The sequence below is a fragment of the Mucilaginibacter sp. OK283 genome (assembly GCF_900110415.1).
Taxonomy (GTDB): Bacteria; Bacteroidota; Bacteroidia; order Sphingobacteriales; family Sphingobacteriaceae; genus Mucilaginibacter.
Map to the genome: position 1 here is coordinate 304,701 of NZ_FODR01000002.1, position 23,394 is coordinate 328,094.

Here is a 23,394-nt window from a genome sequence, read left to right on the forward strand (position 1 = left end):
TCATTGCTGTAACAGGTAATGACGTTCCTGTTTCCTATAAACCCTCGCTACAATAAAATCACCAAAAAAAGTTCTTTCGTTTTTTGGGGAGTAATTGTTCCGGTTAAAGCAAGCCTCAATTTCCGGTAGCTTGCTGGCTTCTATGCCGTCAATCAGCCTGAAAAATAAAAACATGCTTTTTAAAAGGATACCTTGCCACCATTTTCCTGTTAACTGAAAATCGCAATTGAGCCAAAGTGCACCAGGCTTTAGTAACGAATGAATCTTACTGAATACTGTTCTTAATGTTGCTTCAGTAAAATTATCAAATAAAAAGGGGGTTATCGCTACATCAAAGCCAGCAGGTAGGTTTACGCCTTCAATAACATCGTTTATGAAAATAATTTCATTGCCACTGGTATTCCTCTTTTGGGACAGCGCCATCATTCGCTCTGCAGCCTCTACATAAGTTATCTTTAGGCCTGTCGGATGTAACCTTGTAATTTCATCAAGTATCCAGCCTGTACCACCGCCAACTATGAGTACATTATTGTTTGCTTGGATGTGATTGATTAAATAAAGTTGTGTATTGATTATGGCTTTACCATAAACTAAACGCGAAAGCAGGTCATAAAACCGGGCCGAGTTATTAAAACTGGCAGCCATATCAATGGCCTTTGAATATGAGGTTAACGGCTAATAACACTACGTATTGAAGGATAAGTACGCCATCCATAAAGAAAAAGTAATAGTACTCGTCTTTTTTCCAGGCCGATTTAAAGATAAGCCAACCGGTTAAAAATACCGTAAAAGTTAGCGCAAAAAAATCGAGGCTAAAGCCGTTATTCCTGAAAATGAATAATAGTACCACATAACCGGCCAATAACACCTGGCAAAACAGGTAGGCATTTTTTTCGCCCCAAACTACCGGGATGGTTTTCAATCCCATTTTACGGTCGTCAAAAAGATCGCGAATATCAAAGGGAATAGTAAGTGCGCCTATAAACAAAAAACGTTTAGCTATCAGTATAGTGGTATCGCGCATGGATACACTAGCGGCATGAAAATGCATAGCCTCCAGTATAGGAAACAGTACGCAGCTCATTGTCCACACCAGGGTAATAAGGAATGGTTTTAACCCGGGTATATTGCGCAATCCGAATTTTTGCTCGCCCACGGCAAACAGCGGCAGGCCATAGGCAAATGATAAAATACCCAAAAAAACCAGGAGGATTTTTGACTCAATGGTGATCAAAAAAAATAACGGTACCAGCGATAATAATGAAACTATGGTAAATGTAACCATAAGCCGATAGTGGGCAAAAAACCAACGTACGCGCTTATAAGGAGATGTTTCGGGCTTCTGAGGTTTGGTAATGATGATACAGAAATTGTAGATGCCTAAAGTGGAGGTGAATAGCAAACCCAATACCGGCAACACCGGTTTTGACCCTATTAAGTGGAATGTTACCAATGCCTGCGCCACCGCGCAAAGCGACATGAAGATATTACTGAACAGCAGGAAATCAAAAACAGACTGAAGCGATCTTTTCATTGGTAATGAATGTGCCTGGGGGTGATGTTATGTAAGCTTACCCGAAGGAGCATGCCCGGCTTTTAATGTAAATATCGTAATCTCTGGTAATATTCCAACTCTGCCATATAAACCTACAAAGCCAAAACCTACATTTACATATAATTGTTGCATGCCTTGCTGATAGTGGCCCGCCCATTCAGTATAAACATATTTTATAGGGCTCCACTGAAAATCATTTGTACGAACGCCAAACTGCATACCATGGGTATGGCCCGAGAACATTACATCTATTTGTGGATAGTCATTTAAAACCTGTGCACGCCAATGCGACGGATCATGCGACAGCAAGAGTTTAACCGGCAGGTCGTCTGTGTTTTTGGCGGCCAGTTCCATGCGGCCATATTTAGGGAAGCGGCTGTGCAGGCTCCAGTTTTCGATGCCGAGAATGCCTATTTCTTCGCCATTTACTTTAAGGCGGCGGTTCTCGTTGCGCAATAAGTCCCAGCCCATATTTTGGTGGGTGAGTATCAGGTCTTGATGGTCTTTTATTTTATCGGCCGGGCTTTGCCAGTCGCCATAGTCGCCGTAATCATGATTACCCAAAGATGAATAAACGCCAAGCGGCGCTTTTACTTTGCCGAAAATATCCTGGTAATCCCTCATTTCGCTGGTTTGTCCGTTAACCAGGTCGCCAGTGAAAAATATAAAATCGGGCTTCTCTGTCAATAGCATTTCTACCCCGCCAAGTACCGCCTTTTTGTTATAAAAACTCCCGGAATGGATATCAGAAATTTGCCCCAGCTTAATGCCGTCAAAAGCTTTTGGTAAATTGGGCAAATATAGGGCTTGATAACGTACATGGTAATCATACAGCCCCTTTGGCATATTGATTTTTATAGCAGCCAAGGGAACGGCACCTGCAAGCAGACCGGCCTTCAACAAAAATTCTGACCGGGGGATGGCATCCGGCGGAACGAGGGTATTATGCGCAGGTGTTTGATTTTTAAACCTGTTTTTACGCCACACCAGCAAACGTTTTATATCGTCAATTAACAGGAAGGGCAAAAAGGTAAGCTTGCCTATAAATAATAGCGAAAATATGAGCAGGCCGGCTGCACGAACGCCAAGGCCCGCAAAATATATATAAACACCGGTGAGCAAACCGCAAATGACTATAATGGAAGCCGCCCAATATAAAAAGGTAAACGTCTTTTTTTGCAAAAAATGCCATTTTGGGAAAGCCCCTCGAATGCCGTTTAATACATAAAGGTCAATTAGCAAAAGTGCCGAAATGATCAGGATGATATTAAGCGCGGTGTCCGTCATTTACACAAATGTACCAAATTAATAACGGTCATCATCTAAATCGAGGTCGTCTTCATCAGGCTGCAGGTTAAATAAACTGTTAAACATATCAGAGAAGGCAAAGCCATTATCTAAAAAGCCCTTGTTTAATTGCGAAAATTCTGACAGGCCATGCAGCACAAACTCCATTAGCAATAAAGTTTGATTTTCACTCAGGCGCGGATGTGATTTTTTAACCAGGTCTTTTAAGCCGGCAACCTCGGATAGTTCTTTTTTATAATCAATTGCCGACATGTCATCAACCAAAGCCAGGTTATTGCCCTCGCCAAACCAATTGATAATGCTGGCATAAGGGTTTACACCTTTAGTCTTTTTAGCCTTTTCAGGGTCGGGGAAGAAGGTTAGCAGTAAGGTTTTGATAGCTTTACCAATCAGGATATTGGCTACTTTGCCCGGGCCTTCCAGTTCACCTTCATAAACCAATTCAATTTTGCCTGTAATGGCCGGGATAACGCCCAGAAAATCGGTAATGCGCACAAACGTGCTGGGCTCATGGTTCATGATCATCCGGCGCTCGGCATTACTAATCAGGTTTTCATAGGCCGATATAGTTAAACGCGCCGATACACCCGATTTTTTATCGATATACTCGGAGTTACGGGCTTCAAAAGCAATTTGCTCAATCAGGTCTTTTACCAGGTCGTCAGCTTCAACGGCATTGCGTTGCTCATCGGTTAATGATGCTTCCTGTTGGGTGATCTTCCTTGAAATTTCTACCGTACGCGGATAGTGCGTTAAAATCTGGCTTTCAATGCGGTCTTTAAGCGGTGTAACGATAGAGCCGCGATTAGTATAATCTTCAGGGTTGGCCGTAAATACAAACTGGATATCTAAAGGCAAGCGCAGTTTAAAACCGCGTATCTGGATATCCCTTTCCTGCAAAATATTAAATAACGATACCTGGATACGGGCCTGCAAATCGGGCAGCTCGTTGATCACAAATATACCACGATGGGCGCGTGGGATTAATCCAAAGTGGATAACGCGTTCGTCAGAATAGGTTAGTTTTAAGGTGGCGGCTTTAATAGGGTCAACATCGCCAATTAAATCGGCTACGGTAACATCGGGCGTAGCCAGTTTTTCGGTATAACGCTCCGAGCGGTGGATCCAGCCTATTGGCGTTTCGTCTCCTTTTTCTTCGATAACACTATGGCCGTACCATGATATAGGGTTGTATGGATCATCAAACAGATCTGATCCTGTAATATATGGCACATATTCATCAAGCAAATTAATTAACAAGCGCGCTATGCGGGTTTTTGCCTGTCCGCGTAAGCCAAGCAGTAAAATATTGTGGCGCGATAGAATGGCAGTTTGCAAATCGGGTATAACCGTATCCTCAAAACCGATAATACCTGCAAAGCCTCCTTCGCGTTTTTTTAGCTGTTCTATAAGGTTGGCACGTAATTCATCTTTCACCGAACGGCTTTTGTAACCACTTTTTTTTAGTTCGCCGAGGGTTTTTATATCTAATAATTTACTCATTTGTTGAATTTGAAAATTTGAGGATTTGAAGATTTGAAAATGGAAAACCCATGATCTTCAAATTGCCATCTGATGTCTTTATTTTGTGTGGAAGCTATGCTTGTTGAAATTGGAAAATAGCATTTTCAAATCTTCAAATTAGCACATCTTCAAATTAGCGTACCGTTTTTCTTCTATTCTTAATATAGTCCTCAAAAATATACTCGCCTAAACCATTCAGCGAACTGTAAAAAGCCTTGCCGCCGTTAGTTTCTGTAAATTTACGTACAAACTGTTGCAGGTAAGGATCTTTGGCTATCATAAATGTGGTTATCGGTATTTTTAAGCGCTTGCACTGCGCGGCCATGTTAAGGGTTTTGTTAACCACTTTCCTATCTAACCCTATGCTGTTTTTATAATATTTAGTGCCTTCCTTTAAACAGGTAGGTTTACCATCGGTAATCATGAATATTTGCTTATTATGCGTTTTACGGCGGCGCAATAAATCAGTAGCCAGCTCTAACCCTGCATAGGTATTGGTATGATAAGGGCCTACCTGTAAATAGGGCAGGTCCTGTAGGGTTATAGGCCAGGCATCGTTACCAAAAACAACAATATCCAGGGTATCCTTAGGGTATTTGGTACGGATAAGCTCGGCAAGCGCCATTGCTACTTTTTTGGCCGGGGTTATCCGGTCCTCGCCATAAAGAATCATGGAGTGCGAGATATCTATCATCAGCACGGTTGAGGTAAGGGTTTTATAATCCATTTCCTCTACTTCCAGGTCGCGTTCAGTCATCATAAAATCACCGATGCCATGGTTAACCTGTGCATTATGGATAGATTGGGTCATATCTATCTGATCTAAACTATCGCCAAATTCAAACTCGCGGCGTTCAGCATTTTTTTCATCGCCCTGTCCCGATTGTGGTGAGCGGTGATTACCCTTACCCGATTTTTTAAGCTTGCCAAAAATTTCTTCCAATGCCGATTGGCGGATGCTTTGCTCGGTTTTAGCGGTGATATTAAAACCGCCGGTTTGCTGATCATCGCTTAAATAGCCTTTTTGCTTAAGTTCATCAATAAAGTCGCCAATACCATAATCATCGTTGGTAAGGTTATATTGCTTATCAAGTTCATTTAGCCAGGCCAATGCTTCGCCTGCATCGCCCGATGTATAGTTGAGCAATTCGAGGAATAATTTCAATAATTCTTCAAATCCGCCTTTAGGGATCTGGTTGGGGGTAAACCTGGAAAATCCAAAACCACGCATATCTTGTCCTTTTCTGTACTATAAAGGAACGGATAATTATTATGAAAAGTTTGGAGCAGGAGGGATTAAAACAAATTGTTAGGTAAGAATGACAATTTAGAGGTTTTTAATTTGAGGATTTGAAAATTTGAGGATTTGAAAATGAAACGCGCCAAAACGTTAAGAATTGACAGATGCGAAATCTGTCAGCCCTTAAATGTTTTTGAATTTTGAATTTTTATTTTTGAATTAAATATACACCAAACTATTCAAAAGTTCTGTAGGGTAAATAGGGTTGGCGCCGCGCTGGCTGGCAACATATGCACCTACGGTACATGCTTTATCAACAACCATTTGCATAGGGTGTTTAGCCAGCAACCCAGCTACAAAGGTGGCCAGGAATGCATCGCCTGCGCCTACCGAATCGCCAACTTTTACGGGGCAGCCAGGGCTTTCATAAAACTCGTAATCGTGCCATACTATGGCGCCGTGTTCGCCGCGGGTTACGCAGATGGTGCGGTTATGATATTTGGAGCGGAATTCGGTTATCTGGTCGCGTAAGGAGCGGCTACTGCCGCCAATTAACAAGTTAGCCTCTTCTTCGTTCATTTTCACTACATCGGCGCGGGCAACCAGTGTTTCGATGGTAGAGAGTGTGTAATGTGGCGGGCGTAGGTTTACATCAAATATTTTGAGCGCGTCGGTTTCGTCGAGCAGGTTGAGTAATGTTTCGCGTGTTTTGGCCGAGCGGCAGGCCAGGCTGCCGTAAACAATGGCCGCCGAATTTTTAGCTGCAGCGTTAAGCGCATCGGTAGTTTCAATACAATCCCATGAAACAGGTTCGGGTATAATGTAGGTTGCCTGGTTGTTCTCGTCCAGCTGCACGGTAACCTCGCAGGTTGGGTATTCGTCGTCCTGTTGGATGAGGCCGGAGTACAGCCCGTTTGATTTCAGGAATTCGATCAGCATGTCGCCACTGTTATCCATCCCAACCGAACTTGCAAAGGCAACTTTTACACCTTGCTGTACAAGATGCCTGGCCACATTCATAGGCGCGCCGCCTGCTTTTTTACCATCGCCAAAAGCATCCCATAAAACTTCGCCGAAGCTTAATACCTGGTTTTTCATAAAAGAGTTTTTTTAAAGGCAGTAAACTCAAAGATAGTTTATTTTTTGTCTGAACCGGAATTCACCGAATTAAAGAATTTTTCAATTTTTTTAACTCTGCTGGTTCCGTAAATTCGGTGAATTCCGGTTCAGATAAATTAACTATCTTCAAATTATGAAAAAACTCTTCCTGTCAATCATCCTAATGTTGAGCGTTTACTTATGCCGTGCGCAGGATAAACAAGCTATAGTGAATTTAATGTACACCCAGGAAAAAGCCTGGAACCGCGGCGATGTTGAAGGGTTTATGCAGGGCTACTGGAAATCAGATTCGCTGGTGTTTGTAGGGAAAAACGGGCCCGACTATGGCTGGCAAACCACGCTTGATCATTACAAAAAGCGTTACCCGGGCAAGGCTGCTATGGGCCGGCTTAAATTTACCATTTTACAGGTAAAAGTGCTTGATGCCACCAATGCATTTGTTTTGGGAGGCTGGCACCTTAAGCGCATTAAAGATGAGTTGGGCGGTTATTATACCCTTTGGTTCCGCAAAATTAAAGGCGAATGGAAAATAGTTTGCGACCACACAAGTTAGTTCCGGATTTGAGATTTGCTCAAAACCTTTTTACATTTGGCCCCCGGGGGTTTAATGGATGAAAAGAGGTTTGGTTATAGGCAAGTTTATGCCTTTGCACAAAGGGCACATCGCGTTAATTGACTTTGCTTTGCAGCATTGCGATGATCTTATTGTTTTGGTAAGTGCCAGCTATGATGAGCCCATATGGGGAAGCCGTAGGCTGGAGTGGGTTAAGGAAACTTATAAAGAGAATAATAAGGTGAGGCCGTGGCTGTTAAACTATGATGAAGCCGTTTTGCCAAACACTTCTGCATCGTCTGAAGGTGTATCCCGCATCTGGGCCAATTATTTGCAAAAGGAATTACCCCCTATTGATATTATATTTGCATCAGAACCTTATGGCGCCTATATGGGAAGGTTTTTGAATTGCGAAAGCATGATATTTGACGAGCCACGCAAAATAGTACCGGTAACGGCCACGCAGATAAGGGATAAGCCGTTTGCTTTCTGGAATTTTTTGGCAGATGCTGCCAAGCCTTACTTTACCAAAAAGATATGCCTGCTGGGAACCGAGTCTACCGGCAAAACCACCATGGCAAAACGGTTGGCGCATCATTTTCATACAGTCGAGGTAGCCGAAATGGCCCGCGATATTTTGGAACATACCAACGAATGTACTGAGGATGATTTGCAGCGGATAGCGGAGCTGCACGCCAAAACCATCAACGAAAAGATAAAAGATGCCAACAAGATTTTGTTTGTAGATACCGATCTGAACACTACCCGGTCATACAGTCACTTTTTGTTTGATAAGGATTTAGAGGTGCCGGAATGGGTTGAGGCGGCCAATCATTTCGATTTGTATATATACCTGGATGTTGATGCCCCATATGTGCAGGACGGCACCAGGCTTAACGAGGCAGACAGGAACAGGCTGGACGAAAGCCACAAACAGGAATTGGCCAATCATGGTATTCACTATGTTTTGATACAGGGTGATAGTTGGGACGAAAGATTTAAAAAAGCCGGGAAAGCAGTGGTGCAGTTTATAAAAACAGGAACTGTTTAATTGCCCGGCAAATTTTGTATTTCAGCTGTCTATAACCCTAAAGTCAGCCATCGTCTTAAATAATTCATTTTTATAACCTTCATTAAAAACAGACTGCTATAACCAAGGGCAAAGCGCAATTTGTAGCCTGCCGGGGCAATCAATTGGGTATAATAATTTAACGGTTAATTATACTTACATTCACACAGTTTTGTTTTACAAAAAGGGCTAAATTGCAGAACAAATTTTGCGCATAAGTGTTTCCTCTTACAACTAATTATGAGCATAAAAAGATTCCAGGTTTCGGGCAAGTTCAGTGATGTTAGTAACAGCCTGCAGACATCTGATGTTCTGGACTATTTACCGGTAGCTGTTTATGCATGCGATAACCTTGGATACATCACCGATTACAATAAATCTGCTGCAACACTATGGGGTCGCGAACCGGAAATAGGAAAAGATTTATGGTGTGGATCATCGAAAATATTAAATAACGATAATGAACCAATTGCACCCGATGAATGGCCTATGGCCCGTAGCCTTAAAGAGGGAATTTGTATTGAAGGAGAGCCAATAATTATTGAAAGGCAGGACGGTACAAGGATAAATGTGCTGTCATATCCTGTGCCTCGTTTTGACTTGAGCGGGACATTAATTGGCGGCATAAACACGTTGATAGATATAACCGGGCAAGTAAAAATGGATCAAAAGCAGGCCATGCTGGCTGCTATAGTTGATACATCGGACGATGCCATCATCAGTAAAACGCTCCAGGGAATTATTACCAGCTGGAATAAGGCGGCAGAAAGAATGTTTGGTTATACCGAGGCCGAAACGCTTGGTAAACATATATCAATAATTATCCCCGCCAACCGGATAGCCGAGGAAGAAACGATAATAAATAATATAGCCAAGGGGAATGCGATAATCCACTTTGAAACCTACCGGTTAACAAAATATGGAAAAGAAATCCCCATTTCGCTTTCTGTTTCGGCGATAAGAGACCAGGACGGACGAATAACGGGTGCTTCTAAAATTGCACGGGACCTTACCGATGTATATGCTGCCGATGAAAAAAAGGCCGTATTATCGGCCATAGTTGATACATCTGACGATGCTATAATCAACAAAAACCTGCAGGGCATTGTAACCAGCTGGAATAAATCTGCCGAAAAAACTTTTGGTTATTCGCAGGACGAGGCTATTGGCAAACACATTTCTTTAATCATCCCACAGGACCGGTTGAGTGAAGAGGAAATTATAATACAAAATATTTCGGCCGGTAACCGTATCGACCATTTTGAAACGATAAGGATAAAAAAGGACGGGGATACCGTCCCCATTTTACTATCGGTATCTCCGATTAAAGATAAAAGCGGCAATGTTATCGGCGCATCTAAAATTGCCCGCGATATCAGCGAAAGAAAAATTGCCGGCGCAAAGCAGGCTATGCTGGCAGCAATAGTAGATACATCAGATGACGCTATCATCAGTAAAACGCTGCAGGGCATCGTTACCAGCTGGAATAAAGCTGCCGAAAAAACTTTTGGATATACCGAGAACGAAGTAATAGGGAAACACATATCCTTTTTAATCCCAAAGGATAGGTTGCAGGAAGAAGAAATTATTATTCGGAATGTGGCCAATGGTATCAGAGTAGATCATTTTGAAACTGTTAGGCTAACCAAAAGCGGGCAACCCATACCAATTTCACTTTCAGTATCGCCAATTAAAGACGATAACGGTATAGTAATTGGGGCCTCGAAAATAGCACGCGACATAAGCGCCTTAAAAACAGCTTTGCTTAAAACGCAACGTTATGCTGAGCATCTTGAAGTGATTAACTCTTTGAGCAGAACGATTTCGGAAGACCTTGACATGGAGGTTATTTTACAAAAAATTACGGATATAACCACACAATTAACAGGCGCGCAATTTGGTGCCTTTATTTATACCGATCGTAAGCTCTCCACCGGCGAAGTTTATACATTATGTACATCATCCGGCGCATCTAAGCAGGAATTTGAGCAGTTTAACTTTATGGCAAATTCGTGGCTGTTTAACTTTGCATTTACAAGCAATGCTATTATACGCATTGATGATATTAACAAGGTAAGCCTGGCCAGCAAAGGCCTGCCTCGCGGGCATCCGCCTGTTGCAAGTTACCTGGGCGTTCCGTTAACTGAAAGTTCTGCAAATATTATTGCCGGCCTTTTCTTTGTACATGCAGAAGCCGGTATGTTTACCAGGGAACATGAAGTTATTTTACAGGCCATATCCCTGCAGGCCGTAATTGCCTTGCAAAATGCCCGGTTATATAAAGAAGTGGTAAATTTGAACCTGAAGAAAGACGAATTTATTGGGATGGCCAGCCATGAATTAAGAACGCCGCTAACCAGTATTTCCGGATATCTGCAAATTTTAGACCGGTTAGAAACCAATGAAAAAAGCAAAAGGTTTGTATCCAAAACCGTGCGGCAGGTCAGAAAACTTTCGTCCCTTGTGTCTGACCTATTAGATGTATCCAAAATTGAGGCTGGAAAGCTGGAACTGAACAAACGCCATTTTAATATAAAAAGAATAGTGGAAGAAGCGATCGAGCTTATTCAGGATGCGCAAATCAGCCATCAAATCAATTTTATATCAAACGTAGATGTTTTAACTATAACAGCCGACCCTCAAAGGATTGAGCAGGTGATTATTAACCTGCTAACCAATGCTATCAAATATTCGCCTGCCGGCAAAAAAGTAGACGTTGTACTGGAAGATCTTGGTAGCGAAGTTAAGATTGGGGTTAAAGATTCGGGAATTGGTATAAAACCAGATAAGCAGAAGAATATTTTCAATCGCTTTTACCGGGTCGAGGACCTTAATCCAAGTATGGCCGGGTTAGGAATAGGGCTTTACATTTGTAAAGAAATTACCGAACGGCATGGCGGAAAACTGTGGGTTGATAGCGCATACGGAGCCGGCAGCACCTTTTGGTTTTCATTGCCGGTTAAATAAGTTACAATATCCCGTTATACAATAGCTCAGAAGCTGTCTAAAAAAAACAGACCGCCTTTGCGGGTACCCACCAGCTCAACTGTAAAAAAATAATGACTGCAAATGGTAGTAAAGACGCATAATTGCATCTCCCGCGGGTTTAAGTTAACCCATAAAATAAAAAGTTATCTTAGTGTCCCTAATAAGGATATTTGAAGAATTTCCCTTAAAGAGTTTGGAGCATACAGCCGGCGGTTAAAATGGTATTGGAAAAATACAAGGAATCCTGAATTAAAAACTATCAGCGTAATTGTTGTTTTCTCACCCAACTCTTCTTAAAATCCGACGGATTTTGGCCCACCATTTTATTGAATAGTTTATTAAAGTAAGATAAGCTTTCGAAGCCAACAGCGTAACACACTTCAGTTACATTTTTATCCTGCATCAGCAGGTTTTTGGCAACATCAATGCGGTACTGGTTTACAAAATCGGTGAAGGTGATGTTGGTTTGTTTTTTGAAGTACCTGCAAAAGGCGGCCGTGGTAAAGTTTACTTTGGCGGCCACCACATTTACATCGGGGTGGCGGTTGTAATTACCGCCGATGTATTCATACACCGCACCCATCCTGATTTTATCTTTCAAGAAAAATTGCAGGCTAATATCCTCATCATTTAAAATGGTTATTTCGTCAGAATTGGCCAGCACCTGGAAAATCTCCATCAACGCCAATAATTGGCCAAATGAAGTTAACGTCGGCAACTGCTTTAACTTTTGTACGGCTATGCTTTTGGTTTCGCCATGAAATGCAATGCCATTAGCTGCTTTTTTAAATAGTTGGTTGATGGGGGTAAACTCGGGCGCTGTGCTTACGGCCGTGCCCAAAAAATCTTCTCTCAATTGAACAACAATCTGGTGATATTCGTTGCGGAGGCGGTAATCAAAATTAAGATGGGGTAAATTACTGCCGATTAAAACCAAATCGCTTTGGGTATACCCTGATATGTGCGAACCAACATGCCTTATCCCGGCGTCAGCTTCTACGTATACCAATTCATATTCGGGGTGGTAATGCCATAAAAAGGTATTGCGGAGCCTGGGCGAAAATAGCTTGAATGATTTGCCCGGTTCAAAATCAACTACCTCCAATTGTATTTTATCCATTCCTTATTATCCATTGATGTTTAATAAAGATACATATTTGGTCAACACAGAGCAAATATTGGTCATTGCAAAGAATAGCCACCTTTGCAAGGGGCGGTAGATTTGTATTATTAAACCAATACAAATGATGAAGACAACAGATGCACCCATGACTATGACACCCGGACCGGAAAACGCTCATAAAGAAATTCCTGGCAATCCGTCTACAGCAAAAACAAGCACCATACGCCTCAACGAACGCAAGAACAACGAGCCATTGCACATACTCAGCGAAGCTGACTGGAAGTTTTGGGTAGACAATGGATACGTGATTATTAAAAATGCAGTACCTAAAGAACAGGTTGCCAAACTGGCCGCTTACCTGTGGGAATATGAAGGCAAGGATGCCGATAATATAGAAACCTGGTATAAGAGGCCCAACGCCCAAATGCAAATGACCGAGTTGAATAACACGGGTATGGTTGAGATTTATAACCAGCAATTGATGTGGGATAATCGCCAGTACCCCAAGGTTCATGCGGCCTTTGCCGATATTTGGGGCACCGAAAAACTTTGGGTTACTATTGACAGGGCTAACCTGAACTTTCCGCTTAAGCCAGGTTTTGAATACAAGGGTTTTATCCATTGGGATTATGATCCCGAAACCAGGCCGCAAAACGTACAGGGTGTACTTGCGCTGGCCGACCAGACTGACGAAACCATGGGCGGTTTTCAGTGCATCCCCGAATTGTACCGTACCTACGATACCTGGAAACTTACCCAGCCCGCAGATAGAGATCATTACAAACCAGATACTACTGGCTTTGAGATAGAGAAGGTGAAACTGGAAGCCGGCGACTTGCTGATATTTAACAGCCTGCAGCCCCATGGTATTCGCCCCAATACCAGTAATAACAAAGTAAGGATAGCCCAATACATTGCTATGATGCCCGCCCAGGAAGACAATGAAGAATTGAGGCAGTGGCGCATTAATAGCTGGCGAAGCCGCGAAGCTATGCAAGGCTACGCCTTCCCCGGCGACCCGATGGAACGCGAAAAGCAAAACCCGGTTGCAGAATTATCTGATTTAGGAAAGAAGCTCCTGGGATTGGAGAGATGGTAGAAGGATGATGTGCTTTGGTTTTCGTTGGCTGTTTCCTCGCAGCCAACTTTTCCCACATTGGTGTTTATCCCTTTTTAGCATTTTTCTTTCGTAAATACTTGCTGAAAACGTTAATATACCTATCGTCAAATTTTACTTTGGTTATATCCTCAAAACCAATTTTATCCGGGTTGTCTGAGATGAAACCTTCGGCATCAAAATACTCAATGTGGACTTTTTTTGTGGTGATTTTTAAGATTGGACCTATGCTAAAAATAATGTTGGCCGGATCTTCAACCTCTACAATAGCATTCAGCCTGGTAGCTTGTATACTTTTAAAAACGGATTGCCAGCTGCTCAAATCGATTTTATAGCTAATGCCTACTTTATCCGCCTCGCCTTCGGCTATCATGATTTGTTTAAAACACTTGTCAAATTTGTTGTGCCGTATTTTCTTTACCTGTTTAACAGGTATAACACTGTATCCCTGCAATGTAAAGTCGCCAGCTTCGTGTAGTAAAATAAGATCATCAGAAAAATCAAGGATATATCCGCTGCTTGCTTCGTCGACTCCCTGGGCTACCGTTCGCGTTATTTTGACATAATTACCTAGATGAAGTTTTAATTTATCAGCGATCATTGAGGATAAGATTTGCCTTAAAGATATAAATTATTGCAGCGATTGACCGTGGAAAGTTGTCTTTAAGGATACAGGCGACGGGACAGTTGTGAGGACTATCTGAATGGCAAAAAAATAGCGGTGAAGAAACCTCACCGCTATAAATAATTTTTACTCAGAAATCCGAACTGGGTATTACGCAATCCGTAACAAAACTCAGAAAGGTTTGCCCGCAGCCAACTCCTTATCAGCCCATTTAACAGCCAGCCCTTCGCGAAATTTGGCATATTTCTCTTTGAAAGCCATTTTAAGCAAACTATCTACACCACCTTTAATAGCCAGGTTGTACAAACTTGCGGCCTTGCGGGTCATAGATGCATCCCAGGCGCGCAGGCTTAATGAGTAGGAGCCATCAATATATTTCATCCAGTGCCAATAGCCGGTAGGCATAAACAGGGTATCGCCGTGCTCTAAAAATACTTCAGTACCTTCTACACCATCAAGTGCGGGGAACTTTTTGATATCGGGGTTTAGCACATCATAATCCTCCAGCGCGTAGGTAGCGTTAGGGATGCAGTACAGGCGGCGTTTCCATTTGTTTTCAAACAATATTACATGCTTACGGCCACCAAAATGTGTGTGGAAAATATGTGGCAGGTCGATGTCGTAATGTAAAAATGTAACCGAGTTTGATCCGCCAAAGAACATGCCTGGCATGCTTTCCAAAAAGCCGCCCATGAGGTCTTTAGGCAATACAATATCATTTAATAATTGCGGCGCCTGCTTAAAAATATTAAAAAAGAAAATGCGCAGTTCCGTTGGTTTACTGCGTATCAGATCAATATATTCATCAAAAGGCATCTCGGTAGCCGATGAGTTAATCGGCTTTGATGGATCGGCTTTGGAGTTATCGTACAACGGCACCACCTTGTTGCCAACAACCTCTTTAAGGTATTCTGGAGTCCATTTTTCGCGGGCAGGCCAGGTTTTTGTGAGGCCTTTAATCACCAAAGGGCGGCGTGGGGTTAAATAGTTCTTCTTGAAATCCTCAGGAGAAATATTTTCAACAGTATCAATCGGGTTAAGTATAAAACTCATAATATCACCTTCCGGTTGTGCTAATTTAATTAGGTATCTTTAATATTACCCAAAAGTAAACAAAGGAACGAAATAAAATTTCAAAAGGTATCCGGCAGGTGTCAAAATAAACAAAGGCCAAAGCTTTTTAGCTCCGGCCTTTGTCTATTTTAAAGTTGTCATTTCACAAACCATTGCCCCAGTCGACGAACTATTGACCGCAATAGGCTGCAAATAACAAACTCAAAAATGCTTAGTTTGGCATTAAAACCGTATTTACTACGTGTATAACGCCATTGCTTTGGTTAACATCGGCAATAGTAATCCACGACTGGGCGCCTTTTTCATCAACCAGGTATAATTTTTTGCCTTTGGCCATAATTGTTAATTTGCCGCCACTTACGGTGGTTAATTCGGCTTTGCCCATACCTGCTTTAACTTTTGCCCATAACTCGGCTGCGCTTAGTTTGCCTGCAACAACGTGGTAAGTTAAAATTTTAGTTAAGGTTGCCTTGTTTTCGGGTTTAACCAGGTTGTCAACTGTACCGGCAGGCAGTTTGTTAAAAGCCTCGTTTGTTGGTGCAAACACCGTGAACGGGCCTTTTGACGACAATGTTTCTACCAAGCCAGCCGCTTTTACAGCTGCAACTAAAGTTGTATGGTCTTTTGAGTTAACTGCATTTTCAACAATGTTTTTAGTTGGATACATTGCTGCGCCACCTACCATTTTGGTTTGGGCCTGTACTGCGGGGGCTATTGCAAAAGTTGCTAATGCAAGGGCTGCGAAAATTAATTTTTTCATTTCGGTAATTTTTATAATTTTTTTAATGGCGCCTGCGCGCCTGATTGTTTGTGTTTTTAATAACCAAGCCGCCACGAGCTCTTGACGTTTTAATTATTATTTATTGGAAGATACGGCCTGTTGTGGAAAGCGGTTTTATTAGGAGAGATTGTTTCTTACACTGTTTTAGGGTAGTGCAAATTAAAAAAAGAGACCTGCGGCTATATTATCGGCATATAGCTTGCCGGTGGTTGTCAGGTAAATGGTATGCTCTTTTTGGGTTATCCATTCCTTATCAAAAAACTTGCGGGCTTCTACCTGTAACTGATCGGCAGCGCCTTTAGCTATAGTATTCAGCCGGTTTAAGTCTAATCCCCACATGGTGCGGATAGAGGTCATGATGTATTCGTTCAGTCGGTTATTTTCGGTGAGGGTTTCTGTTTCGGCTGGTATTTTACCGGCTATGATGGCCTTAGTATATTTAGCGTTATTGGCAATATTCCACTGTCTTACCTCGCCGTTGTAGGAATGTGCCGATGGGCCAATACCCAGGTATTTAATACCTTGCCAGTAGTTGGAGTTATGTTTTGAGTATTTACCAGGTAAAGAAAAGTTCGAGATTTCGTAATGCTCAAAACCATGATCGGTCATAGCTTGCATCAATACCATAAACTGGGCCGCACTTTGCTGATCGTTCATGGGCGGCTGTTTTTTTTTGCTGATAAAGGCTGCCAAAGCGGTTTGCGGCTCTACCGTCATGGAATATGCTGATATGTGCGGGATAGATAGGTCAAAAATTTTATCCAGGTTTTGTTTCCACTTGGTATCGGTAAGCAATGGGTAGCCGTAAATTAAATCGGCTGTTATATTTTCAAAGCCGGCATCCTGCACCCGTTTTACGGCCGACTCGGATTCGCGGGCTCGATGGGCGCGGTTCATCCAAACTAAATCTTCATCAAAAAACGATTGTATGCCAATGCTGAAGCGGTTGATATCTGTTTGGCGCAGGGCTTTCACTTTGGCAACATCCAGGTCATCCGGATTGGCTTCCAGTGTAATTTCGGCGTTGGAGGCAACTGTATGCAGTTGGGTAATAGTGTTAATAAGCAGGTGGATCTCGTCGGCCTCCAAAACAGACGGAGTGCCGCCTCCAAAATAGATGGTCTCTACGGTTTCACCATTCAGATAGCCTTTTTGCAGTTTAATCTCGCTTACCAATGCCTGCACCAGCTCATTCTTATATTGCGGAGAGGTGCTGAAATGGAAATCGCAGTAATGGCAAGCTTGTTTGCAAAAGGGGATATGTATGTAGATGCCGGCCATGTTTTAAATTGATAGTAAATTGCTATTAGCTTAAAGCTTTGTTCATTTGCCTTTGGTTTTTTGTAAACGTTTAGGCCAATGCAGAACAGGGCAAAGGTAAACGCAATTATGGATTTCTTGGGAGCAGTTTAAATTTGATTGAGATTATTTACGTGTGATACAAAAATCATTGCCGTTGACTTTAATCAACGGGCTAATAATTAAAATACCAAGGCATTAGCCAATCCAACTTAAATATCGGGAGGCTATTTGTTATTCACTCATTATTTCAGGATGGGAATAGTGCCCTGGCATTAATTGGCGTATATGCCGTATTGGTAAATTTTTAATCTTTTATTGCTTTTCATCGCTAATAAAATGGGTGTTCCGGAATAGTTATTCCCAACTATATTTACCTTTTTGCCATAAACTATTAAATATACAGTAAATAAACAGGAAATCTGTATTAAAATACATTGCACTAACTTTTTTGGTTAAAATAATAAGTCGTAAAATAAAAGAAATTGTCAATGAGTGATATTTTTGTAACTATTGGGCATTTTCTTTTGCCTAAGCCTGTTTTATCGCTATTGGTTTCCCTACAAGAAATATTTCTCCCTTAAAATCAGCGAAAAACAATTTTTCATGGTATTTTCAATAAATTTTTCTTTTGCAAAAGAAACCTTATTACCAATGTTTTACGTATCAAGACTATTGAGGTTTTCAAAAGTGCGCCGCACCCCTGATTTTTACCATGACTTTATTAATTATTTTTATATGAAAATAATCTTACTTAAATCTTTATGGATAGTATGTATTGTTTTCATTGCCCATATGGCTGTTGCGCAAGAATACTACGATGGAACTAATACCCCGAGGCAATATTACTATAACAGCTTAGAGTCGGCCACTGCCGGTACGGTGTCAACATTTTTACCGGCAGCGGGCTCTACCCGGAATTCGTCATCGGCTACTATTGATTTGGTTTCAAGCTCATCCTTAAATTCTTCTAAAAGCTTATCTTCATTAGCCCTGGGCGCTGTTGGTTATATCCGTTGGAATTTCATGAGCAGTTCCGGCTCTGCCGCCGCGTTAAGCATGTCGACCCGTACCTACGAGTGGGAGTTTGATTACAAAAATGTAACAGGTGCCGCTACTGCCGATAACTCCGTCACCATGGCAGCAAGCAGTTCATCGGCTACAGATTCCTGGCGTTATTGGCTCATTGCAAATACTTATACTGCTAACAGCGCTACTGATTACACCAAAGGCCTGTACGTTACCCAATATAATGGTAACCTGGTCTTGAGGTTTAAATACGGCACTGCCAATAACCAGGTCACAAACTATGCAACCGTATCGATGCCAAACAGTAGTACAACAACTTACCAGGTACGCATTGTAAAGTCGGTTATTGGTTATTATTACATTTATATATTAAACAGATCAACAGGGGTTACTACCACTTCGGGACCAACTAACGTGGGTACCACAGTGAGCAGCATTGATTTAAATACCTATAATTTTTCGTACCTGGAATCTTCAACTTCGGCCGCCAACCGTTTTCAGTGGGATAACTTTAATTTTTACCAGCAAAAAGTGGAGTATATCCCCATTACAAGCACGGCCAACGGCATTTCTTCCACTATCTCTCCGGGGCAGGTCAATGTTATACCTTATGGTGTAAACGCGAACATCAGGGGAGATATCAATTTTGGGATGTTGCGGTTCAATTCGACAACAAACGGACAGCTTTTATTTTCGAGTGGTGCCCTTTTTAAAACTACTAATAGTGTGCTTTCAGCTGCAACAGGAACATCACTGGTAACGGGTGTAAGCATGAATAGCACTAACACCTCGCAAATGACATTGCCCACGTCCGAATATTATTATTCGGCAGGCAATACCGATGGTACTACGGTAAATGTAATTAATTACTTTCTTGTTGCACAGGCGCTAAGTACTTTTAGTTCATCTGCGCCTACCAGTATCGCTTACTCTGTAAGTACCGCAGCTGCCGATAATTTTCAAAGCTTTTATACCAGCGGTTTTTTTCCTTATAACGGCGCATCAACAACGGGCGCCACGGTTGGGGTAGTGAAAACATATGACTGGACGGGTAGCACAAGCACCGATTGGAACAATACAGGTAACTGGAGTTCAAGCACTGTGCCAACATCTATTGATATTGCACGCATTGGTGTTGTTACTTTATCGGGGAGTAAATTTTATCCAATAATACCAGTGTCATCAGTTGCTACCTCTGTGGGTAGTATAATTTTTGGCACTGATAATTCTCAGTATACAACTTTTGCCGTAAACACCTCTTTTACAGTTAATGGCGATATTACAGTAACTGCATCGCTTGGCGTTAACAGCACCAATGGCAGCACATATTCGTTAACCTTATCCGGAACGGGTTCATTAACGGTAACAGGTGCATTAAATATTGGCGATTATAGCACACCAAAAGCCAATAACACCCCATTTTCGTTCACAACATCTATACCGCAGATGACCATGACGGGCAACATTAACTTAATTTCGACCCTTGATAACGGCCAAAGGAACTTTGATGCCAAAATAAGTATTATAAGTGGTACCGTAAGCGCAAGCAGTATCACATCGTCTAATCAAATCGCCCAAAATTTAACGCAGGTTGATAATACATCAACCGTGAGTGTAAGTGGTACGGGCACATTGAAGTTGATCGGATCGTCTGCATTGAGCGCATTATCCTCTTTGGGGACGAACGTAATGTCATTTAATAACGCGGGCGCAACGGTTGAGTATGCCGGGGCCAACCAAACTATTTATACCACCGCTACCATTACGGGGGCATCGGGGTCGGGCACCGGTAATCTGGCTAATGGCGTTTCCTACTATAACTTGAAAACATCGGGTTCGGGCATCAAAACTGTGCTTGGAAGCACCTTGTCGGTTAGCGGCGATTTTACTACATCTAATGCCGGGGTTGATTTGGCAGCCAATGACCCAACCGTAAATGTTACCGGTAACTGGACAAACTCTACAACGGTAACGCAAGACAGCGGTCCGATAACTATAGGCGGCAACGTTACCAACAACAGCGGCGGTACACTCGCTTTAGGATCGGGCAATTTAAGCATCGCCGGCAACTATACCAATAATTCGGGCGGCGTGTACTCACAAAGTACCGGTACAACTTATTTTAACGGCTCGGCTGCACAGTCCCTGAGCGATTTAAGCTCCGCAGGTACCGTTTTTAGCAACGTGAATTTTAGCGGCACATCGTTATCCAATGCCAAAACCATGTCTGGTTCGGGTGGCTTTGCCGTAGCAGGCACTGGCACGCTTACCATGGCAAATGCCACCACAAAACTTGATGCCGGCGGGGTATTAACTTTAATGTCTAATGCCTCGTCAACAGCTACCGTGGCCCAAATACCTACCGGCGCTGTTATTACCGGGAACGTAAACGCGCAGCGCTACCTTACCGGCGGTGCTGGTTTCAGGGGCTACCGCCTGATGTCGCCGCCGGTTAATATCAGCTCCAATACTTCGGGCGCCGGCAATATCGGCCTCAGCTATATCAGCACATCACAAACTTTTGGCGGGGTTACGTACCGGGGCGCTTTAACAGGCGGGCAGGGTACCGGTTTTTTTGTTTTTAATGGGAATCCCTCATTATATCTTTATAACGAAGCCTTAACTACAAATAATTCTAACTCCTATGTTTCGGGCAAAAACGTAGGGGTATATGATATTACAGCAACCGGGGTAACAACCAGTTCAGGTTATCCTGCTGTTTTAACCACTGGTGTAACCATACCTGTAGGTAACAGTTTTTTGTTCTTTTTTATTGGCGATAACAGCAGCACGCAAACCGCATCGGCAGTGCGGACGCCCGAAAATACAACCATTACAGCAATAGGTTATTTAAACCAGGGAAATGTACCGGTAAAATTCTGGAATACCAACAGCACATCAATACCTTACCATACCGGTACCGGCGCTATATTGCCGGGCTATAACCAGGTGGGCAACCCGTACGCAAGCACCATTAGCCTTGATGTGTTTTATGCCGATAATTTACTTACACCCAGCCTTATAAGCCCTATTTTTTGGGAAATGAGCCAGCCGGCACAAACTTATATCTCCTATAATGCTTTAACTCATACAACATCAAATACCAAAGCCAGTAAATATATTGTGAGCGGACAGGGCTTTATCATAGATGCCACAGCAACCGGGCAAACCGCAACTTTTAAAGAAGACCAAAAGGTAAGCTATCCCGCCATAACCAAATCAACCACCCCGGCTTTACTGATGAGTACTAAAAACGATATCAGGATGTTAAAAAAATCTTTTAGTACGCCTGCCCAGGAAAATACCCCTGCCGGTATGCATTTACAGCTTACTAAAGATAGTATGGTAAATACACAATGTGGTATATACTTTGCCAAAGAGTGGGATGATAAGTTTCACAACACCGAAGATGCCCTTGATTTAGATGGAGCATCGCCTAAGGTATACCTATCCAGCTATTCTGCAGATGGCGTAAGGACATCAATAAACCAGCTTGCCGATTATAAGGAGACCGGGAAAAAGGTCAAACTGTTTGTGAGGGCCACTGCAAGCGGTCTTTATAACCTTGACCTGGTTGATATTAATACCGACACCGTACAGTATAAATTTTACCTGATTGATCATTTCAAGAAAGACTCGCTTGATATAGGCAGATACAAATCATATGCCTTTAATATTGTAACTGCGGATACGGCTACTTTTGGGGGCAACCGCTTTGAGTTATCTGTTCAGCAGCAACCGGCATCAAAATATCAGTTAGTTACCTTCACCGCTCAAAAAGCTACTGACGGCGTTTTAGTTACCTGGAGAACTTATAACGAGGGCAGCAATTATTTTTTTACGGTAGAAAAACAAGAAGCCGATGGCAGCGGTTATGCTCCTGTTTACCAGGTACAAAGCAATGGCGGTACTATTTATAAATACACCGATAAGTTACCTAACACAGGCAATAACGTTTACAGGTTAAAACAGGTTGATTTATTTGGCAATATTTCCTACTCAAACCCCGTAAGCATCTATTTTGATAAAAATGGAAACGCGGATATGTTTAGTGTTTATCCAAATCCAACAGCCGGGACTTTAAATGTAAATGTTACCAACGGCAAAATTACAACGGTTCCAACAGCCTATAAATTAAATATTTATGATATAACCGGGGCGCTTGTAGTTCAAAAAACATCTGTTAAAGATAGCTGGAGCGAAAATGTGTCGCAGTTTATACCTGGCGTTTACATTGTTGAACTGAAAGATGCCGGTGGTAATTCGTTAGGTAAAGCAAAGTTTGTAAAGAAGTAAAAACCTTAATAAATGAAGATGGAAAGAGGCAGGTTTAGTTTAAATAGCTTAAAAAGGATATTAATATTTTCACTTCTGTTGGTAAGTCCACTCATCAGTAGGGGCCAAGCCGATGAAGGTTGTGGCGGCCAGGACCCCTATGATATAGCTTGCCCGCTTGATACCTGGGTTTTTTTACTTGTTATAGTAACGTGCTTATTTACCGTAATTTATTTACAGCGCAAAGGCAAATCCGCAGGCGGGTACGATAACATGCCAGGCAATCGGGTTTAAATTTTTATGATCAATTATGTTGAATTGAGCCCGGCAAGGGCAACTGTTCATATGATCTCATTTAAAGGATTTTCGCACAAAGGCCGCTATATGAATGTGTCGAAATAGTTTCTGTAAAAGCCCTCAATCCAGCCCGTTTAATTTAATTATTTCGCCTTTGTTGTTGCACCTGTTCTTTGTGCCTCTCCGCCCGTTTTTATACTTAAAATCATCATTTTTTTTATGAATTAAGTAACCATTTGTGGCGGCTCACGTAGAAATCTACATTAAGGTTGAATTTATTCCCCTTAAAAAATCAATTGTTTTTAAGGGGATAGATAACAACAGTCAGCGGTACAAAAATCAAAAAAAAATAATTTAATTATTGTAAAAACCTATGCATACGAGGTTTGATGAGAATCTTTTTGGCTGATTTTTTCGA

At 42.1% G+C, this 23,394-nt stretch carries 16 protein-coding genes; 5 read left to right on the top strand and 11 right to left on the bottom strand.

Annotation, left to right across the window (positions count from 1 at the left end):
- From BMX56_RS06065 to BMX56_RS06090, 6 genes are all read right to left on the bottom strand, one after another.
- Positions 1-645, bottom strand: coding sequence for a class I SAM-dependent methyltransferase (locus BMX56_RS06065; protein ID WP_090642431.1), 645 nt, complete (start codon positions 643-645; stop codon positions 1-3).
- 1 nt (position 646) lies between these two features.
- On the bottom strand, positions 647-1,534 hold the full coding sequence (locus tag BMX56_RS06070; RefSeq protein ID WP_255369782.1) for a UbiA prenyltransferase family protein: 888 nt from the start codon (positions 1,532-1,534) through the stop codon (positions 647-649).
- 27 nt (positions 1,535-1,561) lie between these two features.
- The gene (locus BMX56_RS06075) at positions 1,562-2,842 is read right to left on the bottom strand and encodes a metallophosphoesterase (RefSeq protein WP_090642434.1); all 1,281 of its coding nucleotides are present in this window, start codon (positions 2,840-2,842) and stop codon (positions 1,562-1,564) included.
- A gap of 18 nt (positions 2,843-2,860) precedes the next feature.
- Positions 2,861-4,366: a sigma 54-interacting transcriptional regulator gene (locus BMX56_RS06080; protein ID WP_090642437.1), complete on the bottom strand. Its 1,506-nt coding sequence runs from the start codon at positions 4,364-4,366 to the stop codon at positions 2,861-2,863.
- Positions 4,367-4,520: 154 nt separating this feature from the next.
- Positions 4,521-5,618 carry a vWA domain-containing protein gene (locus BMX56_RS06085; protein ID WP_090642439.1) on the bottom strand — a complete coding sequence of 366 codons (1,098 nt, stop codon included), beginning with the start codon at positions 5,616-5,618 and terminating at the stop codon, positions 4,521-4,523.
- Positions 5,619-5,846: 228 nt separating this feature from the next.
- The gene (locus BMX56_RS06090) at positions 5,847-6,725 is read right to left on the bottom strand and encodes a carbohydrate kinase family protein (protein ID WP_090642442.1); all 879 of its coding nucleotides are present in this window, start codon (positions 6,723-6,725) and stop codon (positions 5,847-5,849) included.
- A 154-nt stretch (positions 6,726-6,879) separates the two neighbouring features.
- On the opposite strand from BMX56_RS06090, the gene BMX56_RS06095 reads away from it, so the two are divergent.
- The 3 genes from BMX56_RS06095 (at position 6,880) to BMX56_RS06105 (ending at position 11,335) form a co-directional block, all read left to right on the top strand.
- Complete coding sequence (locus BMX56_RS06095) at positions 6,880-7,299, top strand: YybH family protein (protein ID WP_090642445.1); 420 nt, start codon at positions 6,880-6,882, stop codon at positions 7,297-7,299.
- 58 nt (positions 7,300-7,357) lie between these two features.
- Complete coding sequence (locus tag BMX56_RS06100; protein WP_090642448.1) at positions 7,358-8,350, top strand: AAA family ATPase; 993 nt, start codon at positions 7,358-7,360, stop codon at positions 8,348-8,350.
- Between the two features lie 258 nt (positions 8,351-8,608).
- The gene (locus BMX56_RS06105; RefSeq protein WP_090642450.1) at positions 8,609-11,335 is read left to right on the top strand and encodes a PAS domain S-box protein; all 2,727 of its coding nucleotides are present in this window, start codon (positions 8,609-8,611) and stop codon (positions 11,333-11,335) included.
- A 280-nt stretch (positions 11,336-11,615) separates the two neighbouring features.
- Here the strand turns inward: BMX56_RS06105 and BMX56_RS06110 are convergent, their stop codons facing one another.
- Positions 11,616-12,476, bottom strand: a complete 861-nt coding sequence (locus BMX56_RS06110; RefSeq protein WP_090642453.1) for a helix-turn-helix domain-containing protein — start codon at positions 12,474-12,476, stop codon at positions 11,616-11,618.
- A 124-nt stretch (positions 12,477-12,600) separates the two neighbouring features.
- Here BMX56_RS06110 and BMX56_RS06115 point away from each other — a divergent pair, with 124 nt between their 5' ends.
- Complete coding sequence (locus BMX56_RS06115; RefSeq protein WP_255369783.1) at positions 12,601-13,578, top strand: phytanoyl-CoA dioxygenase family protein; 978 nt, start codon at positions 12,601-12,603, stop codon at positions 13,576-13,578.
- A 64-nt stretch (positions 13,579-13,642) separates the two neighbouring features.
- Here BMX56_RS06115 and BMX56_RS06120 read toward each other — a convergent pair whose 3' ends face one another.
- The 4 genes from BMX56_RS06120 to hemW form a co-directional block, all read right to left on the bottom strand.
- The gene (locus tag BMX56_RS06120; protein ID WP_090642458.1) at positions 13,643-14,197 is read right to left on the bottom strand and encodes a hypothetical protein; all 555 of its coding nucleotides are present in this window, start codon (positions 14,195-14,197) and stop codon (positions 13,643-13,645) included.
- A 195-nt stretch (positions 14,198-14,392) separates the two neighbouring features.
- Complete coding sequence (locus BMX56_RS06125; RefSeq protein ID WP_090642461.1) at positions 14,393-15,274, bottom strand: cupin-like domain-containing protein; 882 nt, start codon at positions 15,272-15,274, stop codon at positions 14,393-14,395.
- A 232-nt stretch (positions 15,275-15,506) separates the two neighbouring features.
- A complete protein-coding gene (locus BMX56_RS06130) occupies positions 15,507-16,055 on the bottom strand; it encodes a fasciclin domain-containing protein (protein WP_090643937.1) in 549 nt (182 codons plus the stop codon).
- 180 nt (positions 16,056-16,235) lie between these two features.
- Positions 16,236-17,357, bottom strand: coding sequence for a radical SAM family heme chaperone HemW (gene hemW / locus BMX56_RS06135; protein ID WP_090642464.1), 1,122 nt, complete (start codon positions 17,355-17,357; stop codon positions 16,236-16,238).
- Positions 17,358-18,113: 756 nt separating this feature from the next.
- Between hemW and BMX56_RS06140 the strand changes: the two genes are divergently transcribed.
- Positions 18,114-22,700 (top strand): T9SS type A sorting domain-containing protein, encoded by a 4,587-nt coding sequence (locus BMX56_RS06140; protein WP_177183732.1) that lies wholly within the window; start codon positions 18,114-18,116, stop codon positions 22,698-22,700.
- Positions 22,701-23,394 lie beyond the last annotated feature (694 nt).

Bases quoted from the DNA above. Each gene is read 5' to 3' on its own strand.
- BMX56_RS06065 (WP_090642431.1), bottom strand. From the start codon at position 645: ATGGCTGCCAGTTTTAATAACTCGGCCCGGTTTTATGACCTGCTTTCG.
- BMX56_RS06070 (WP_255369782.1), bottom strand. From the start codon at position 1,534: ATGAAAAGATCGCTTCAGTCTGTTTTTGATTTCCTGCTGTTCAGTAAT.
- BMX56_RS06075 (WP_090642434.1), bottom strand. From the start codon at position 2,842: ATGACGGACACCGCGCTTAATATCATCCTGATCATTTCGGCACTTTTG.
- BMX56_RS06080 (WP_090642437.1), bottom strand. From the start codon at position 4,366: ATGAGTAAATTATTAGATATAAAAACCCTCGGCGAACTAAAAAAAAGT.
- BMX56_RS06085 (WP_090642439.1), bottom strand. From the start codon at position 5,618: ATGCGTGGTTTTGGATTTTCCAGGTTTACCCCCAACCAGATCCCTAAA.
- BMX56_RS06090 (WP_090642442.1), bottom strand. From the start codon at position 6,725: ATGAAAAACCAGGTATTAAGCTTCGGCGAAGTTTTATGGGATGCTTTT.
- BMX56_RS06095 (WP_090642445.1), top strand. From the start codon at position 6,880: ATGAAAAAACTCTTCCTGTCAATCATCCTAATGTTGAGCGTTTACTTA.
- BMX56_RS06100 (WP_090642448.1), top strand. From the start codon at position 7,358: ATGAAAAGAGGTTTGGTTATAGGCAAGTTTATGCCTTTGCACAAAGGG.
- BMX56_RS06105 (WP_090642450.1), top strand. From the start codon at position 8,609: ATGAGCATAAAAAGATTCCAGGTTTCGGGCAAGTTCAGTGATGTTAGT.
- BMX56_RS06110 (WP_090642453.1), bottom strand. From the start codon at position 12,476: ATGGATAAAATACAATTGGAGGTAGTTGATTTTGAACCGGGCAAATCA.
- BMX56_RS06115 (WP_255369783.1), top strand. From the start codon at position 12,601: ATGATGAAGACAACAGATGCACCCATGACTATGACACCCGGACCGGAA.
- BMX56_RS06120 (WP_090642458.1), bottom strand. From the start codon at position 14,197: ATGATCGCTGATAAATTAAAACTTCATCTAGGTAATTATGTCAAAATA.
- BMX56_RS06125 (WP_090642461.1), bottom strand. From the start codon at position 15,274: ATGAGTTTTATACTTAACCCGATTGATACTGTTGAAAATATTTCTCCT.
- BMX56_RS06130 (WP_090643937.1), bottom strand. From the start codon at position 16,055: ATGAAAAAATTAATTTTCGCAGCCCTTGCATTAGCAACTTTTGCAATA.
- hemW (WP_090642464.1), bottom strand. From the start codon at position 17,357: ATGGCCGGCATCTACATACATATCCCCTTTTGCAAACAAGCTTGCCAT.
- BMX56_RS06140 (WP_177183732.1), top strand. From the start codon at position 18,114: ATGAAAATAATCTTACTTAAATCTTTATGGATAGTATGTATTGTTTTC.